This window comes from Algibacter sp. R77976 (assembly GCF_044594645.1).
In the GTDB taxonomy this organism is placed as follows: Bacteria; Bacteroidota; Bacteroidia; order Flavobacteriales; family Flavobacteriaceae; genus Algibacter_B.
Genome location: NZ_CP138989.1, coordinates 1,306,373 through 1,322,217 on the forward strand (window position 1 = coordinate 1,306,373; position 15,845 = coordinate 1,322,217).

16 protein-coding genes are annotated in these 15,845 nt (G+C 32.7%); 11 read left to right on the top strand and 5 right to left on the bottom strand.

Annotation, left to right across the window (positions count from 1 at the left end):
- Positions 1–46: 46 nt before the first annotated feature.
- Both SJY43_RS05570 and SJY43_RS05575 read right to left on the bottom strand, forming a co-directional pair.
- Positions 47–1,594: an Rne/Rng family ribonuclease gene (locus tag SJY43_RS05570; protein ID WP_396602858.1), complete on the bottom strand. Its 1,548-nt coding sequence runs from the start codon at positions 1,592–1,594 to the stop codon at positions 47–49.
- A gap of 331 nt (positions 1,595–1,925) precedes the next feature.
- Complete coding sequence (locus SJY43_RS05575) at positions 1,926–2,216, bottom strand: HU family DNA-binding protein (RefSeq protein ID WP_055442767.1); 291 nt, start codon at positions 2,214–2,216, stop codon at positions 1,926–1,928.
- Between the two features lie 140 nt (positions 2,217–2,356).
- Here SJY43_RS05575 and mutY point away from each other — a divergent pair, with 140 nt between their 5' ends.
- The 4 genes from mutY to gldD all read left to right on the top strand — a co-directional run bounded on the left by mutY (position 2,357) and on the right by gldD (position 6,321).
- Positions 2,357–3,397 (top strand): A/G-specific adenine glycosylase, encoded by a 1,041-nt coding sequence (gene mutY, locus SJY43_RS05580; protein WP_396602859.1) that lies wholly within the window; start codon positions 2,357–2,359, stop codon positions 3,395–3,397.
- A gap of 538 nt (positions 3,398–3,935) precedes the next feature.
- Positions 3,936–4,382 (top strand): single-stranded DNA-binding protein, encoded by a 447-nt coding sequence (locus tag SJY43_RS05585; protein WP_396602860.1) that lies wholly within the window; start codon positions 3,936–3,938, stop codon positions 4,380–4,382.
- Positions 4,383–4,435: 53 nt separating this feature from the next.
- Positions 4,436–5,740 carry a gliding motility-associated protein GldE gene (locus SJY43_RS05590; RefSeq protein WP_396602861.1) on the top strand — a complete coding sequence of 435 codons (1,305 nt, stop codon included), beginning with the start codon at positions 4,436–4,438 and terminating at the stop codon, positions 5,738–5,740.
- A gap of 2 nt (positions 5,741–5,742) precedes the next feature.
- Positions 5,743–6,321: a gliding motility lipoprotein GldD gene (gene gldD, locus SJY43_RS05595; RefSeq protein WP_396603392.1), complete on the top strand. Its 579-nt coding sequence runs from the start codon at positions 5,743–5,745 to the stop codon at positions 6,319–6,321.
- Between the two features lie 54 nt (positions 6,322–6,375).
- On the opposite strand, the gene SJY43_RS05600 is transcribed toward gldD, so the two are convergent.
- A complete protein-coding gene (locus SJY43_RS05600; protein ID WP_396602862.1) occupies positions 6,376–6,921 on the bottom strand; it encodes a heavy-metal-associated domain-containing protein in 546 nt (181 codons plus the stop codon).
- 95 nt (positions 6,922–7,016) lie between these two features.
- On the opposite strand from SJY43_RS05600, the gene SJY43_RS05605 reads away from it, so the two are divergent.
- The 5 genes from SJY43_RS05605 (at position 7,017) to SJY43_RS05625 (ending at position 10,961) form a co-directional block, all read left to right on the top strand.
- On the top strand, positions 7,017–7,904 hold the full coding sequence (locus tag SJY43_RS05605; RefSeq protein WP_396602863.1) for a DMT family transporter: 888 nt from the start codon (positions 7,017–7,019) through the stop codon (positions 7,902–7,904).
- Between the two features lie 99 nt (positions 7,905–8,003).
- Positions 8,004–8,456, top strand: coding sequence for a DUF4199 domain-containing protein (locus SJY43_RS05610; protein WP_396602864.1), 453 nt, complete (start codon positions 8,004–8,006; stop codon positions 8,454–8,456).
- Between the two features lie 99 nt (positions 8,457–8,555).
- Positions 8,556–9,236 (top strand): 50S ribosomal protein L21, encoded by a 681-nt coding sequence (rplU, locus tag SJY43_RS05615; protein ID WP_396602865.1) that lies wholly within the window; start codon positions 8,556–8,558, stop codon positions 9,234–9,236.
- 41 nt (positions 9,237–9,277) lie between these two features.
- Positions 9,278–9,538: a 50S ribosomal protein L27 gene (gene rpmA, locus SJY43_RS05620; protein WP_396602866.1), complete on the top strand. Its 261-nt coding sequence runs from the start codon at positions 9,278–9,280 to the stop codon at positions 9,536–9,538.
- A 415-nt stretch (positions 9,539–9,953) separates the two neighbouring features.
- Positions 9,954–10,961 (top strand): IS110 family transposase, encoded by a 1,008-nt coding sequence (locus tag SJY43_RS05625; protein WP_396602867.1) that lies wholly within the window; start codon positions 9,954–9,956, stop codon positions 10,959–10,961.
- 69 nt (positions 10,962–11,030) lie between these two features.
- Here the strand turns inward: SJY43_RS05625 and SJY43_RS05630 are convergent, their stop codons facing one another.
- Positions 11,031–11,504, bottom strand: coding sequence for a DUF1569 domain-containing protein (locus SJY43_RS05630; RefSeq protein ID WP_396602868.1), 474 nt, complete (start codon positions 11,502–11,504; stop codon positions 11,031–11,033).
- 95 nt (positions 11,505–11,599) lie between these two features.
- On the opposite strand from SJY43_RS05630, the gene SJY43_RS05635 reads away from it, so the two are divergent.
- Both SJY43_RS05635 and SJY43_RS05640 read left to right on the top strand, forming a co-directional pair.
- Positions 11,600–11,872 (top strand): hypothetical protein, encoded by a 273-nt coding sequence (locus SJY43_RS05635; RefSeq protein WP_396602869.1) that lies wholly within the window; start codon positions 11,600–11,602, stop codon positions 11,870–11,872.
- Positions 11,873–12,062: 190 nt separating this feature from the next.
- Positions 12,063–14,150, top strand: a complete 2,088-nt coding sequence (locus SJY43_RS05640) for a S46 family peptidase (RefSeq protein WP_396602870.1) — start codon at positions 12,063–12,065, stop codon at positions 14,148–14,150.
- Between the two features lie 255 nt (positions 14,151–14,405).
- On the opposite strand, the gene ahcY is transcribed toward SJY43_RS05640, so the two are convergent.
- Positions 14,406–15,722 carry an adenosylhomocysteinase gene (ahcY, locus tag SJY43_RS05645; protein ID WP_396602871.1) on the bottom strand — a complete coding sequence of 439 codons (1,317 nt, stop codon included), beginning with the start codon at positions 15,720–15,722 and terminating at the stop codon, positions 14,406–14,408.
- Positions 15,723–15,845: the final 123 nt, after the last annotated feature.

Consider the following 15,845-nt stretch of genomic DNA (forward strand, 5'->3'; position numbering starts at 1 on the left):
AAAAACAAAAAACCCGCTAACTATAAAAGTAGCGGGTTTTTTTAAATTATTTAATTTGATTACCATCTTTATCGAAAAAATGATATTCTAAGTATGTGTAAGCATCTCTTGGTAAAATTTTCACCCATTTTTTGTGCTCTAAAAACCATTTAGAACGCACAGATGGAATACCTTTTGTTAAAAAGGCTGCTATAAAAGGATGTGTGTTTAAAGTCAACTTTTTATAGTCTTTTTTAATAAGTTTTTCAAGGTCGTGATTTATTTTTTGCACGATTCCTATTGGTGCTTCAACCTCAGCGCCATTAATAATTCCGTCTGGATTTTCCTCGCGGGTTTTAATGTTCATTTCTGGGCGAACACGCTGTCTAGTAATTTGTATCAAGCCAAATTTACTTGGCGGCAATATTTTATGTTTTGCTCTATCGTCCTTCATTTCATCACGAAGGTGGTTGAACAATTTTTGCCTGTTTTCTGCACTAGTCATATCTATAAAATCTACTACGATTATTCCTCCCATATCACGCAAGCGTAATTGACGAGCCATTTCGGTAGCAGCTATTAAATTAACTTCTAATGCCGTATCCTCTTGATTGTTTGCTTTATTAGAGCGGTTTCCGCTGTTTACATCTATAACGTGAAGGGCTTCGGTATGTTCTATTACCAAATAGGCACCTTTTGCCATAGAAACGGTTTTTCCAAACGAGGTTTTAATTTGTCTTTCAATTCCAAATTTTTCAAAAATTGGAACTTTAGACTGATACAATTTAACTATTGATTCTTTTTTTGGTGCAATTTCTTGCACGTAATCTTTAATTTGATAATAGAGCTCTTCGTCATCAACAGTAATTCCTGTAAAGGTATCATTGAATATATCTCGTAAAATTGACGAGGCTTTATTCATTTCTCCTAATACTTTACTAGGGTGATGTGCTCTGTGTAGCTTTTTACACATTGCCGTCCAACGACTAAGCAAATTTTGTAAATCTTTATCTAGCTCTGCTACTTTTTTGCCTTGTGCTACAGTACGAACAATAACGCCAAAACCTTGAGGAGTAATACTTTTTACCAAGCGTTTTAAACGATCTTTTTCTTCGCGGTCTTCTATTTTTTGAGAAATAGAAATACGACTAGAAAAAGGTACTAAAACAATATATCTTCCAGCAATAGAAAGCTCTGAGCTTATTCTAGGGCCTTTGGTTGATATAGGTTCTTTTACAATTTGTACTAATAGCGATTGATTTGATTTTAAGGCGTCAGTAATTTTGCCGTCTTTATCAATATCTTTTTCAAATGGGAAATTCTTTAAAGAAAAATCTTTTAGTTTACCTGTGCTTACACGTTTTGTGAATTTTAAAAGTGAAGGAAGTTTTGGCCCTAAATCATGATAATGCAAAAATGCATCTTTCTCATAACCTACATTAACAAATGCAGCATTTAGTCCAGGAACGGCTTTTCTGATTTTGGCTATAAACACATCACCAACAGCAAAGTCGTTACTATCTTCATCTTTCTGTAATTCAATAAGTTTTCCATCTTTTAATAAGGCAAAATCAACATCGTCGGAACTAGATCGAATGATCAATTCTTTATCCATTTAGTTAATTTTTGTCCCGATAAATCGGGATGGATTAAACATTATTTTTTCACAGGATTTTAATCCGTGGAGTTCAAACAACACCAATGGTGTTAAAAAATTAATGAACTCATTTCAATGAACTTGTTGTTTTTTAAAACCAAAAAAAGTAGCTAATCTAACTACTTTTTTGATTTATTTTTTCTTCTTGTGACGGTTAGCGCGTCTACGTTTTTTACGTTTGTGCGTCGCTACCTTATGTCTTTTACGTTTTTTACCACTTGGCATAAATAGTGTATTTTTAAATTAATAATTCGTTTTAATACTGAATTGTGATCAGCACTTTGGTACTTTATTTAACGTCTACATTTGTTTTAACGCCTTCTACAAAAACTTTTGCAGGCTTAAATGCAGGGATATTATGAGCAGGTATCTTGATAGTTGTATTTTTAGATATGTTTCTACCAGTTTTTTCAGCTCTTGTTTTAATTATAAAGCTTCCAAAACCTCTTAGGTAAACATTATCACCACCTTCTAAAGATGTTTTTACTTCTTCCATAAATGTTTCAACAGTTGCTTGAACATCTCCTTTTTCAATTCCTAATTTCTCAGAAATTTTTGCTACTAAATCAGCCTTCGTCATTTTAATATATTATTTATTGTGTTACTAATAATTCTAAAAGGGATGCAAATATAGGAATTTAATATTCAATATTTCAAACCTAATTCACTAAAATTTAATATTATAAACGTTTATTTTTGTTTGCTCGATTAAATGAATTTATGATATTTTCAAAAATCTTAACACATTGGTATTCAAACAATAAGAGAATATTGCCTTGGCGCGAAACCAATAACCCATATTACATTTGGCTGTCTGAAATTATTTTACAGCAAACTCAAGTAAAACAAGGGTTACCTTATTATGAAGCTTTTGTTAGTAAATACCCAAGTGTTTTTGATTTGGCAAATGCCAATGAAAGCGATGTTTTAAAACTGTGGCAAGGGCTTGGCTATTATTCTCGTGCTAGAAATTTACACGCTTCTGCTAAATATGTTGCGAATGAGCTAAAAGGAACGTTCCCAGATAATTATAAAGGCTTATTAAAGTTAAAGGGTGTTGGTGATTATACTGCAAGTGCCATAGCTTCCATTTGTTTTAATGAGGTTGCAGCGGTTGTAGACGGGAATGTGTATCGCGTGTTATCTCGTTATTTTGGCATTGACACTCCAATAAACTCATCAAAAGGAGCAAAAGAGTTTAAGGCTTTGGCTCAAAAACTCATTGATGTAAAGCAACCTGCAGAATTTAATCAAGCTATTATGGAGTTTGGTGCAACGCAATGCAAGCCCAAAAATCCATATTGTAATATTTGTCCATTTTCAGATAGTTGTGTTGCATTTAATAAAAACAGGATTGCTGAATTACCTGTTAAAATCAAATCCGCGAAAGCGAAGAAGAAGTATTTTAATTTTTTAGTGTTTATTTCCGAAGATGAAAAAACAATTTTAGAGAAGAGAGAGGGCAAAGGTATTTGGCAAAATTTATATCAGTTTCCTTTAGTTGAAACAGAAAAAAATATAAATGAAAAGGATTTTAAAAGCCTTCTTGAGAACCATGAACTATTAAAAGGAAACACATTCGAATTAGTACTATATAATAAGGAGTCAATAATACATAAGTTATCACATCAACATTTAGACACTAAATTTTGGATTGTAAATACTAAAGCGCTTCCTGTAAATGGTGTTTCTTTAAGTAAAGTACGAGAATTTGCTGTGCCTATATTAATTGGAAATTTTATTGAAAGCTTTAATTTTTAGTTGTTTGTAACTTATAGTCAATAAATAGAAGTTTTGAAATTGTGAAGCTTATTCTTTCTTGTTTTATAAATTGAGGTTTAAACATGATGCTACTTGTGATTTCGACAACGTCGGAAACAACGATTTTCAGAAATAATGAGCTAAAGAGATTATTAAAATTTTGAATCTAGTATTGAAGTATTAAAGTTAATAATAATTAAAAACAAGATGTTTTAGCGAAGGGTGCTTTAGCAATTTCCTAATAAATCGTTTTGATTTTTTGGTTCGTTTTGCATCAAGGCAAAATGAACAGATAAAAAAAATCTAAAGATATAATGAGATTCTATCAAATAATTAATTATTATTAAAACACAAACCAACTCAAGTTTTTTTATTAATTTTAAAAAACGCAAAGCAATTAAGTAATTTAATAAGTGGCTCTTGATTAAAAAATCGAGTTTCCTTTTTAAGTTATCATTCCCAAGACATCGGGAATCTAAAAGTAAAGAAATGAATAAATATTTATTTACTTTTGCTTTCTCTTAAAAAAACAAATATTATGGCAGGTACGTTAAATAAAGTGATGCTTATCGGGAATTTAGGTGATGATGTTAAAATGCATTATTTTGAAGGTGGTGGTTGCGTAGGTAGGTTTCCTATTGCAACAAGTGAAACGTATGTGAGTAAACAAACTAACGAGCGTATTACAAATACAGAATGGCATAATATAGTTGTTAGAAATAAAGGGGCCGAAATATGTGAGAAATATTTAAGCAAAGGCGATAAAGTATATATTGAAGGCAGATTGAAAACCAGAAAATGGACAGACGATAAGGGAAATGATAGATATTCAACAGAAATTCAATGTAATGATTTTACCTTTCTTACAACCAAAAAGGAGAGTGGGGCAAATGCACCGGTAGCTCAAAAACCAGAAACACCAGCTGTTGTCACAAAAACTAGTAGCGAACCTATTGAAGAAGATAATGACGATCTTCCGTTTTAATAATATACTCGATAACTTGTCGAGAATTCTATGTTTAACTAAACCAGTAGTAATTGGATCCTGACCCCGCGAGTTTTATACTTTTAATTATGGCAATTGATGTTTCAGTTGTTATTAGTTTTGTTTTATTATTTGTGCTTTTGCTTTGCTCTGCACTTATTTCTGGAGCCGAAGTGGCTTTGTTTTCATTAAATAGAAGTGAGGTAGAAGCCGGTTTAGAACAAAAATCAAAACGTATTGAAATCTTATCGCAGCTTTTAGAACGGCCTAAAAAATTATTGGCAACTATTTTAGTAGCTAATAACTTTATAAATATAGCTATTGTTATTCTGTTTGCTTTTTTAGGTGATTTTATGTTTGGTGAAATCGCTAACCCTAAAATAAAGTTTGTGATAGAGGTAGTGGTTGTCACTTTTTTAATTTTGCTTTTTGGCGAAATTCTGCCTAAAATTTATGCTAGTAGAAACAACTTAAAGTTTGCTACGTTTATGGCATATCCGCTAAAGGTGCTAGATGTTATTTTATCGCCTATTAGTTTGCCAATGCGAAGCGTTACTTTAGGGATTCATAACAAACTAGGAAAACAAAAATCTAATTTAAGCGTAGACCAGCTGTCGCAGGCTTTAGAGTTAACAAGCGAAGCAGATACTACCAAAGAAGAACATAAAATTTTACAAGGTATTGTGTCTTTTGGGAACACAGATACAAAACAAGTTATGCGTCCGCGAATTGATGTTTTTGCTTTGAATATAGAACAGAAATATCTTGAAATTATGCCAGAGATTATTTCAAATGGGTATTCTAGAATCCCCGTGTATAAAGATAACTTAGATACCATTGAAGGGATTTTATATGTAAAAGATTTATTGCCTTTTATTGATAGAAAACAGTTTGATTGGACCACCTTATTACGTGAGCCATTCTTTGTGCCAGAAAACAAAAAGCTAGATGATTTAATGGCAGAATTTCAAGAAAAGAAAGTCCATTTAGCCGTTGTGGTAGATGAGTATGGTGGAACTTCTGGATTGATATCTTTAGAAGATATTATTGAAGAAATTGTAGGCGATATTAGTGATGAGTTTGATGATGAGGATTTAACCTATTCTAAGTTAGATGATAACAACTATGTGTTTGAGGGGAAAACAGCATTAAAGGATATTTATAGGATTATTAAACTTGAAGACGAAACTGTTTTTGAAGAAAATAAAGGAGAAGCTGAAACTATAGCGGGTTTTGTTTTAGAAATATCTGGGAGTTTTCCAAAATTGAATAGTAAAATAAATTTCAAAAATTACGTTTTCACTATAGAAGCTATGGATAAGAAACGAATAAAGCTTGTTAAATTTACTTTAATCTAATGATGAAAAAAAGTCTTATTTTATTGGTTGTTGTATTCTGTTTTTCTTGTGGAGAAGATTATGTGCCAAAACCAAAAGCAGAACTGCGATTAGAATATCCAAATGCACAATATGTTGATGACAATTTAGAATTACCTTTTGCTTTTGAAAAAAACTTATTAGCCACAAAAGTGGTGTCTAAACAATTAAAAGCGCCAACTAAAAGCTACGGTGTTAATTTGGAATATCCAGCTCTAAAAGGCACTATATTCTTAACGTATAAAGCCATTGAAAAAGATAAGGAAAACTTAAAAGACTTTTTAAGAGATGCGCAGAAGTTTACTTTAGAGCATACTAAAAAAGCTGATGAAATTCCTGCTTATCCATTTGAAAACAAAGAAAGGAAGGTATATGGTATGTTATCTGAAGTTAAAGGTAATGTAGCATCTCCAGCACAGTTTTACGTTACAGATAGTGTGAATCATTTCTTAACAGGCTCATTGTATTTCTTCGCGAAACCTAATTACGATTCTATTTTACCTGCTGCTAGTTATTTGCAAAAGGACATAAAACGGATAATGGAAACTGTAACTTGGAAATAAAAAAGGCTCCCCAATTGAGAAGCCTATTTTATTAATATGTTTTTCGCTTAATTATTAAGCTACTTTTTTATCGCAGCATGCTTTTTTGCAATCTACTTTACAAGCCATTTTTTTGTCTTTATCTGCACCAGTACAATCTTTTTTGCAGTCTTTTTTACAAGCTGTCTTATCGCCCTTTTTACAACCTTCTTTTTTACAATCAGCACTACATGCTTTTTTTGAAGAAAAGCTATCTACTGTTTTCATATCGCTTACTTTGTAAGTATCAGATACTTTAGTTACAGCTTCTTCAAGTGTGGTAGGTGTAACTTTAGCTTCATCATATTCTACCATAGCTAGTTTTTTATCAAAACTCACAGTAGCAGATTTTACACCATCCATTTTAGATATTTTCTTTTGTATTGTAGCAGCACAACCTATTTGGCATGTCATACCATCAATAGTAAATTCTGCTTTCGCATAAGTTGCATTAGGATCTAATTCTTTTACTGCTTCAGTTTCAACTTCAACAGTTTTTACTTCAGGTTTGTTTTCATTTTTACAGCTAAAAGCAAAAGATGCAATTAGTGCAAGTATTAAAATATGTTTTATAGTTTTCATTAAAAATTGTCTTTAAAAGATTATGTTACAAAACTAGTAAATTATGTGGTTTATTGTGTTAAAAAGCTGAATTTTGTGCTGTCAAAATTAATTTAATGGGTGGTATAAATTCTAAATGGTTATATCTTGTTGTTCTCTCATTAATATGGGGGAGTTCGTTCATCTTAATTAAAAAAGCACTTTTAGGGCTAACACCATACCAATTAGGAGCTTTAAGAGTTGTAATTACGGGTGTCATTTTATTTGCAATGGGCTTTAAAACTATAAACACAATAAAGCCAGCAGATTGGAAATGGCTGGTTGTCTCTGGAGTTTTGGGATCGTTTATTCCTGCTTTTTTCTTTGCAATTGCTGAAACTGAAATTGACAGCGCTGTGGTTTCTGTTTTAAATTCTTTAGTACCCTTAAATGCTATTTTGTTAGGCTTTGCTATTTTTAAAATAAACTCTACTAAAAGACAAATTTTTGGTGTTGTTATTGGCTTTTTGGGAACAACGATATTGATTTTAAAGGGCGCAGATTTAAATCCAAACCAAAATTATTGGTTTGCTATTTTTGTAATCTTGTCTACGTTAATGTACGCTACAAACGTAAATATTATAAAAAAATATTTGCAGCATGTAAAACCATTAACCTTAGCTACAGGAAATTTTGTTGTTATTTTTATTCCAGCAGTTATTGTATTGTTATTTACAGATTTCTTTTCAGAAAACACATTTAATCATCCAGATTTTAAAATGTCTATGGTATACATTACCGTTTTGTCTTTGTTTGGTACTGCTTTAGCTAAAATATTGTTTAATAGATTGGTACAAATGTCTACTCCAGTTTTTGCATCATCTGTAACTTATTTAATGCCAATAGTCGCTTTAATGTGGGGAGTTCTTGATGGAGAAACCTTTAGTTGGTTGCAAGCCATGGCAAGTTTAATTATTTTTTTAGGTGTGTATTTGTCTAACAAAAAGCAAGCAAAAAAAACATAATTGTATTCGTAATCAAGGGTTTACAATGTATTTTTTTGTTGTAAAATTATTTTTATTCAAGATTTTTTACGAAATTTAAGTAAATCAACCCTTTTAAATATGAAAAATTTATCACTTCCCATTCGTTTTGGTTTAGTTACTAGTGCTGTATTAATAGCCTATTTTTTGGTGTTAGCATTAGTAGATAAACATACAAATCCTGCATTTAGTTTGGTAAATGCAATTATAACAGGATTTGGAATTTATGAAGCTGTACGATTAAGTAAACTTGAAAACCTAGACAATTTCTCTTATGGTGAAGGGTTTAAAACAGGTGTTATTACAGGTTTTGTAGCGACTATTGTTTTTTCCGTTTTCTTTTTGTTTTACGCCACCGAAGTTAATAGTGAATTCCTGCCTGAATTGCTTCAAAAAATAAAAGGTGGATTCAATGCAGATATTGGTATGGTAACCTTTGTAGTTGCTGTAATGGGGTTTGCAACAACAGTAGTTTCTTCGCTTACAGTCATGCAACTTTTTAAAAAGAGCGGTAATCTTGCTCAAAATAAATGATATCGTTTGTAAATTAATTAATTAGCAGTATATTTGCACCCGCCTAACCAAAATTGGAAAGGTAGTTTTAAACAAATTAATAAATAAAAACGTTACGCTATGTACGCAATTGTAGAGATAGCAGGGCATCAATTTAAAGTTGAAAAAGACCAAAAAGTTTTTGTTAACCGTTTAGCAACAGAAGAAGGTAAGAAAGTTTCTTTCGATAATGTACTTCTTTTAGGCGATGGTGACAATGTAACTGTAGGCGCCCCAGCTATAGACGGAGCACAAGTAAGTGCAAAAGTCTTAAAGCACCTTAAAGGTGATAAAGTAATAGTTTTCAAGAAGAAGAGACGTAAAGGTTACCGTGTAAAAAACGGACACAGACAATCTTTAACTGAAATCGTAATTGAAAGTATTGCTGCTTCTGGAGCTAAAAAAGCTGCTCCTAAAAAAGAAGTTAAAAAAGCTGAACCAAAAGTAGAAGCGAAAGCTGCTGCTCCTAAAGCTGAAAAAGCTGCACCTAAGGCTGCTGCTAAAAAAGCAACAGGAAAAGCTGACGACTTGAAAAAAGTTGAAGGTATTGGTCCAAAAATCGCATCAACTTTAGTTGAAGCAGGTATTTCAACATTTGCTGAATTAGCAAAGACTGATGCTGCTAAGATTTCAGAAATCATCGCAGGTGTTCGTGGAAACCACGTAACTGACACTTGGCCAGCACAAGCTAAATTAGCTGCTGATGGTAAGTGGGATGAGCTTAAAAAATGGCAAGACGAATTAGATGGTGGTAAAGCTTAATTGCTAACTGCTTAATATTAACAATATAAAAACTTAAGACAATGGCTCATAAAAAAGGAGTAGGTAGTTCTAAGAATGGTAGAGAATCAGAATCGAAACGTTTAGGCGTTAAGATATTTGGTGGACAAGCTGCTATTGCTGGAAACATTATATTAAGACAACGTGGTAACACACATCACCCAGGTGAGAATGTATACCAAGGTAAAGATCACACATTACATGCATATGTAGATGGTGTTGTAAAATTTACAAAGAAAAAAGATAACAGATCTTACGTTTCTATTGAGCCTTTTGAGGTTTAAGAAATAATTTTCTTTAAAATTTAAAACCCTTTCTGGAGACAGAGAGGGTTTTTTAGTTTTAATAACTAGACATTTCACTTCGAGTGATTCCTGTTTTTTATCAGAATAGTATCTAGAAGTTGGGCGTTACCACAAGGGCCGGGCTTTCACTACTCGCTTCCTCCTGCGTCGGTGAGCTCAAACATGCCGTTCAATCCCTAACCTTTAGTTTGTAATTAAGATAAAACCTTAAATTTCTTCAAAAGAAAACAGAGGTGAACTATATCCCTAACTAAGTATAGACTTAGCTTGCGTATCAGTCCTCTGCTTTCTGTTTGAATTATTGTTGAAAAGCTTCAAATAGAATAGTAGATATAAGAGATCTAATAAAGGTTCTAAAGACATTCAACATTTTAATTTACTTAATTATAAAATTATGAAAAATTATTTATTTCATGTAGGTATCGACATCTCAAAATTAAAACTAGACGTTGTTTTACTTGATAAGCGCGATACCACCATCAAAGAGCACTTTGTGGTTACCAATAATTCCAAAGGGTTAAAGCGTATGGCTAGTCTTTTAAAAAAGTGTGGGATAGACTTTGAACAAGCGCTATTCTGTTTTGAGAACACAGGTATTTACACCTTTCCTTTAAGCTGTTTCTGTTTTGAGAATCAGTTTGATTACTGGATAGTTCCGGCAGTGGAAATTAAGCGTTCCAAAGGTATATCAAGAGGTAAGAGCGATAAATCTGATGCTAAGGACATTGCTTTTTATAGTATTCGTCATATAGATAAGCTTCAGCTTTCAAGTGTTCCAGAGAAAGCGATTCAGCAGTTGAAATTACTTTTTACTGAATGCGAGAAACTCAAGAAAACAATTTTGATATTTAAAACAACTAAAGAGAACGAAGGTTTTACGGCATCGGATGTTTATAAAACGGTAAAGGCCCAGAACAAGAAAACAATTAAGTTTCTAGAAGCAAGTTTAAAGGTTGTTGAGGCTAAGATGCGAGAGATTGTAAAGCAAGCTCCTAAACTAAAACGGCAATTTGAACTTATAAAAAGTATTAAAGGCGTTGGCGAGAAAACGGCTCTATATTTTATAATAGCCACAAAAGGGTTTGAGGTTTTTTCTTCGGCTAGAAAACTGGCCTGTTATGCAGGTGTTGCTCCTTTTGAGTATAGTTCGGGCTCAAGTATTAGAGGCGGTACTAAAGTTAACCATATGGCAGACAAAACAATGAAGTCTTTACTTCAAATGTGCGCCTTATCAGCCGTAAAGCATGATGCACAATTAAAAGCTTATTACTTAAGAAAACAAGATGAGGGGAAAAATAAAATGTTGGTTCTAAATAATGTGAGATGTAAAATTATAGGTCGAATTTTTGCTGTAATTAATAGAGATTCTCCTTTTGTAGACACTTATAAATTTGTCGCATGATTTTTAACGAAAACTATTTGTTTTCTATCATAGAATACGCAGAATTTAGTGCTTTAATACAAGTGTTTTTTATGCTTTCAAAATATCATCAACAATTTTTAAATGATGATTGGTATGCATTTGTAAAAAACGAAGGGTTTGTTTTTTAGTCAGCATTCCGAAAATAAAATGCTTGAAATAAGCCTTATTAGGAAGTGTATCTAATTTTTGAATGTGCAGTTTAGCTGTTTGTAATTGACTTTCTAAATCTTCCGTTTTAATAAGTTCTGGCGGCATAACATGTTTGGGTGCTTTTACTTTGCCTCGAGGAAAATAGCCTAAAGGAAATAGAATACTGCGCCAAAAACTAAATTTATACTTATAATCATCCGGATTAGAGTTTTCAGTCCATTCACTAACGGCATTAAAAACTTTTAAAGCATGGTCTAATTGCCACCCGACATTAGCATTAGAAATTGAGCCGTTTTTAAGTTCTTTATTAGGGATTTGATCCTCTAGTCTGCTTAAGGTTTGGTTTAAAATGTCGATACGTTTATTAGCCATAAGTAAAAATATTTTATTAAGGTATTAATTAAATCGTTAACTTTAAGCTATTGCATTTGCAATTTGTCTTTCGTTTAATTTAAAACTTTTTGATTATGCTACCTTTTAGATCTGAAATTAGAAATTCCCCAACGCAACCTACCATTAAGATTTTTTTAAGTGAAGAATCTTTATGTACTAGAATTAAAAAGCATTTAGAGCATTTTAATGAGATTGAAACTATAGAATTAAGAGAAAGCATGGGGCAAAACCGAGTAGGTGAAAATATTACGGTTTTTTTAAAAGAAGGCGTTGATATTAATAAAATGAAACAATCTATAGAGTCTAGTTTATGGTGGTATTTTGAAGAGGATATGGTTGATGAATAATTAATTAAACCGTTTTTTATTATCCTATTTCTTCTTACTAATAATCTTTTATCGGGTTAGATTGTACTTGTAAATCTTCTGTTATATTAATTGATAGTCGTCACTTATAAATTTTATTAATTTGCTGTAGTTTTGATTAATAGTAGTTCAAGTATCTTTTTTTATATTTACAGGAATTAAAAATTATACTATGCGGTTTTTAAAGTTTATTCTCTGTTTTATTATTATTCAAGTTTCTGCTCAACAAGGTGGTATGTGGATTCCTTCATTATTAGAGGGAATGAACGAAAACGAAATGCAAAGCCTTGGTAGTAACTTAACGGCTAAAGATATTTACGACGTAAATAATTCTAGTCTTAAAGATGCTATTGGCCATTTTAATGGTGGTTGTACTAGCGAAGTTATTTCCCCTAAGGGACTATTGCTAACAAATCATCATTGTGGTTTTAGTCAAATTCAATCACATTCATCTTTAGAAAATGATTATTTGAAAGACGGATTTTGGGCGATGTCTTTTGATGAAGAAATTCCAAACGAAGGCCTGTATGTAGAGTTTATTGTTAGAATTGAAGATGTTACCGATGCTATGCTTGCTGGTCTTACCGAAGATTTAAGCTCAAAAGAAAAACAATCTAAAATTGATATTAATAGAAATGGAGTTGTAAAAAAAGTCCAGAAAGAAGATTGGCAAGACATTAAAATAAGGCCATTTTATAAAGGTAATCAGTATTATTTGTTTGTTACAGAGCGTTTTAAAGACATCCGTTTAGTGGGAGCGCCTCCTAGCAGTATAGGTAAATTTGGTAGTGATACAGATAATTGGGTTTGGCCAAGGCATACTGGCGATTTTTCAATGTTTAGGATATATGCAGATAAAGATAATCGTCCGGCAGAATATAGTAAAGATAATCAGCCTTATACACCAAAACATTTTTTACCAGTATCATTAGATGGTATTGAAGAAGGAGATTTTACTATGGTATTTGGGTTTCCAGGTCGTACAAATGAATATTTACCAACTGTGGCTGTTGAGCAAATAACCCAAAAGGTAAACCCGTCAAATATTGCCATAAGAGAAGCTGCTTTAAAAGTGATTGATGCTCATATGAAAGTTGATGACAAAATACGGATTCAATACGCATCAAAACAAGCACGAATTGCAAATGCTTGGAAAAAGTGGATAGGAGAAACTCAAGGTATTGAAAAAAGTGGTGCTATAGATATAAAACGTCAGTTTGAAATTGATTTTAAAAAAGCTGTAAAAGAGAAAGGTCTTGAAGATAAATATGGAACTGTTTTATCGGAATTTGAAACTTTATATGAAGAATTCGAAACGATTAATATAAAGCGAAATGGTTTTGTTGAAGTTTTTATAAGAACGAACGAACTCATGTATATGATGTTTCAGTTAGCGCAAATGGAAAATGCCGCTAACAAAAGTGATGCTGCTTTTGAAAAAGCAAAAGCCTCAGTAATAAACCGCTTGAAAGGAATTCATAAAAACTATAATGTGAATGTGGATAAGGGTGTTTTTGAAAGTGTAATGCCAATTTATTCTGATAAAATTGATGCTTCAATATATGATAAAACCGCATTTACAGATTTGGATACTGCTTTAAATATGTTGGAAGGTAGTGCTAAAACGGTGTTGAAAAACCTTAATAAAGATGCTGCATACATATACGCAAAACCTATGATTGTGGAATTCTACACGAGTTTAGAACCAGAATATCAACGAATTAATTCGAAAATCAATACGCTACAGGCAAAATATATGGAAGCGTTAATGACGGCAATGCCAGAAGAGCGATATTTTCCAGATGCTAATAGTACCCTTCGTATTACTTATGGAAAGGTAAATGGTTATTCGCCTAGAGATGCTATTTACTATAACCCTGTTACATATTTAGATGGTGTTATTGAAAAGTATGTACCTGGAGATTACGAATTTGATGTGCCGCAAAAGTTAAGAGATTTATATAAGGCAAAAGATTATGGTCAATATGCTGATGTAAACGGGAAGCTACCTGTTTGTTTTTTAGGGACCAATCATACAACTGGTGGTAACTCAGGAAGTCCAGCTATAGATGCCGAAGGTAATTTGGTTGGCTTAAATTTTGATCGTGTTTGGGAGGGCACTATGAGTGATATTTATTATGATCCAGAAATTTGCCGAAACATTATGGTCGATTTGCGTTATGTCCTTTTTATAATTGATAAATATGCTGGAGCAAAACATTTAATTGATGAGATGACTTTGGTGCATCCTAAGAAATAAGTTGCACAAGGAGACCGACCTTTGGTTTTTTGAATAAAAACGGAGTTGCATATTAGTTATTGGATGGTAATTTCCGCGTTAGGGATTGCAGAGAAAAGCCCACAGCCCGACGAAGGAGGTGCGAGGACTTGTAACGTAAAGCCCGACCCTTGTGGTAACGCCCAAATAAAAAAATCCCAAACATTACTGCTTGGGATTTCGTTTTTAGTTTCAATTTATATGATTCCCGCCTTTGTGAGAATGACAAAATCGATTTTAGTATCTATAATGTTCTGGCTTATAAGGTCCATTAACAGTAACACCAATATAGCTTGCTTGATCTTCACGAAGTTCTGTTAACTCCACACCAATTTTAGCTAAGTGTAATTTTGCTACTTTTTCATCTAATGCTTTTGGTAGCATGTATACATCGTTTCCGTAAGCATCTGCGTTAGTCCAAAGCTCAATTTGCGCTAAAGTTTGGTTTGTAAACGAGTTACTCATTACAAAACTTGGGTGGCCCGTAGCACAACCTAAGTTTACCAAACGGCCTTCGGCAAGTATGATTACATCTTTTCCGTTGATGGTATATTTATCTACTTGAGGTTTTATGGTATTTTTTGTGTTTCCGTGGTTTTTGTTTAACCACGCCATGTCAATTTCGTTATCGAAATGCCCAATGTTACATACAATAACTTTGTCTTTCATAGCTTCGAAATGACGCCCTTGAATAATATCTTTATTTCCTGTAGTGGTAATTACGATATCTGAATTTGCAACAACAGTTTCTAATTTCTTTACTTCAAAACCGTCCATTGCCGCTTGAAGCGCACAAATAGGATCGATTTCTGTTACAGTTACAATACTTCCAGCGCCTTTAAAAGAGGCTGCTGTACCTTTACCAACATCGCCATAACCACAAACAGTTACACGTTTTCCGGCTAACATAACATCGGTAGCACGACGAATAGCATCTACTGCACTTTCTTTACAACCGTATTTATTATCGAATTTAGATTTTGTAACAGAATCGTTTACGTTAATGGCTGGCATTGGTAACGTTCCATTTTTTACACGCTCATAAAGTCTGTGAACTCCAGTTGTAGTTTCTTCAGATAAACCATTAATTCCAGCAGCTAATTCTGGGTATTTATCTAAAACCATGTTAGTTAAATCGCCACCATCATCAAGAATCATATTTAATGGTTTTCTGTCTTCGCCAAAAAATAAGGTTTGCTCAATACACCAATCAAATTCTTCTTCTGTCATGTCTTTCCAAGCATACACAGCAGTCCCAGCAGCAGCAATTGCAGCAGCAGCTTGGTCTTGTGTAGAGAATATGTTACAAGAACTCCAAGTTACTTCTGCACCTAAAGCTTGTAAGGTTTCAATTAAAACAGCTGTTTGAATGGTCATGTGTAAACAACCAGCAATACGCGCACCTTTTAAAGGTTGCTCGTTTTTGTATTCTTCACGAAGACTCATTAGTCCTGGCATTTCTGCTTCGGCTAATTCTATTTCTTTTCGTCCCCAATCAGCAAGAGATATATCTTTTACTTTGCTGGCTAAGTAAGGAATTGTTTTTGTGCTCATAGTAATTTTCTTTTGTTTTTTTAATTCTAAGCATCATTGTGATTGGAACTTAAAATACTTAAATTCGCCTCTAGAAATGATACTTTTTGCTTAGAGTTTGCAAAGATAACCAATAACATTTAA

Excerpts from the sequence above, each read along its gene's own strand:
- rplU (WP_396602865.1), top strand. The coding sequence starts at position 8,556 with ATGTACGCAATTGTAGAGATAGCAGGGCATCAATTTAAAGTTGAAAAA.
- mutY (WP_396602859.1), top strand. The coding sequence starts at position 2,357 with ATGATATTTTCAAAAATCTTAACACATTGGTATTCAAACAATAAGAGA.
- SJY43_RS05585 (WP_396602860.1), top strand. The coding sequence starts at position 3,936 with ATGGCAGGTACGTTAAATAAAGTGATGCTTATCGGGAATTTAGGTGAT.
- SJY43_RS05635 (WP_396602869.1), top strand. The coding sequence starts at position 11,600 with ATGCTACCTTTTAGATCTGAAATTAGAAATTCCCCAACGCAACCTACC.
- SJY43_RS05640 (WP_396602870.1), top strand. The coding sequence starts at position 12,063 with ATGCGGTTTTTAAAGTTTATTCTCTGTTTTATTATTATTCAAGTTTCT.
- gldD (WP_396603392.1), top strand. The coding sequence starts at position 5,743 with ATGAAAAAAAGTCTTATTTTATTGGTTGTTGTATTCTGTTTTTCTTGT.
- rpmA (WP_396602866.1), top strand. The coding sequence starts at position 9,278 with ATGGCTCATAAAAAAGGAGTAGGTAGTTCTAAGAATGGTAGAGAATCA.
- SJY43_RS05610 (WP_396602864.1), top strand. The coding sequence starts at position 8,004 with ATGAAAAATTTATCACTTCCCATTCGTTTTGGTTTAGTTACTAGTGCT.
- ahcY (WP_396602871.1), bottom strand. The coding sequence starts at position 15,722 with ATGAGCACAAAAACAATTCCTTACTTAGCCAGCAAAGTAAAAGATATA.
- SJY43_RS05625 (WP_396602867.1), top strand. The coding sequence starts at position 9,954 with ATGAAAAATTATTTATTTCATGTAGGTATCGACATCTCAAAATTAAAA.
- SJY43_RS05575 (WP_055442767.1), bottom strand. The coding sequence starts at position 2,216 with ATGACGAAGGCTGATTTAGTAGCAAAAATTTCTGAGAAATTAGGAATT.
- SJY43_RS05570 (WP_396602858.1), bottom strand. The coding sequence starts at position 1,594 with ATGGATAAAGAATTGATCATTCGATCTAGTTCCGACGATGTTGATTTT.
- SJY43_RS05600 (WP_396602862.1), bottom strand. The coding sequence starts at position 6,921 with ATGAAAACTATAAAACATATTTTAATACTTGCACTAATTGCATCTTTT.
- SJY43_RS05605 (WP_396602863.1), top strand. The coding sequence starts at position 7,017 with ATGGGTGGTATAAATTCTAAATGGTTATATCTTGTTGTTCTCTCATTA.
- SJY43_RS05630 (WP_396602868.1), bottom strand. The coding sequence starts at position 11,504 with ATGGCTAATAAACGTATCGACATTTTAAACCAAACCTTAAGCAGACTA.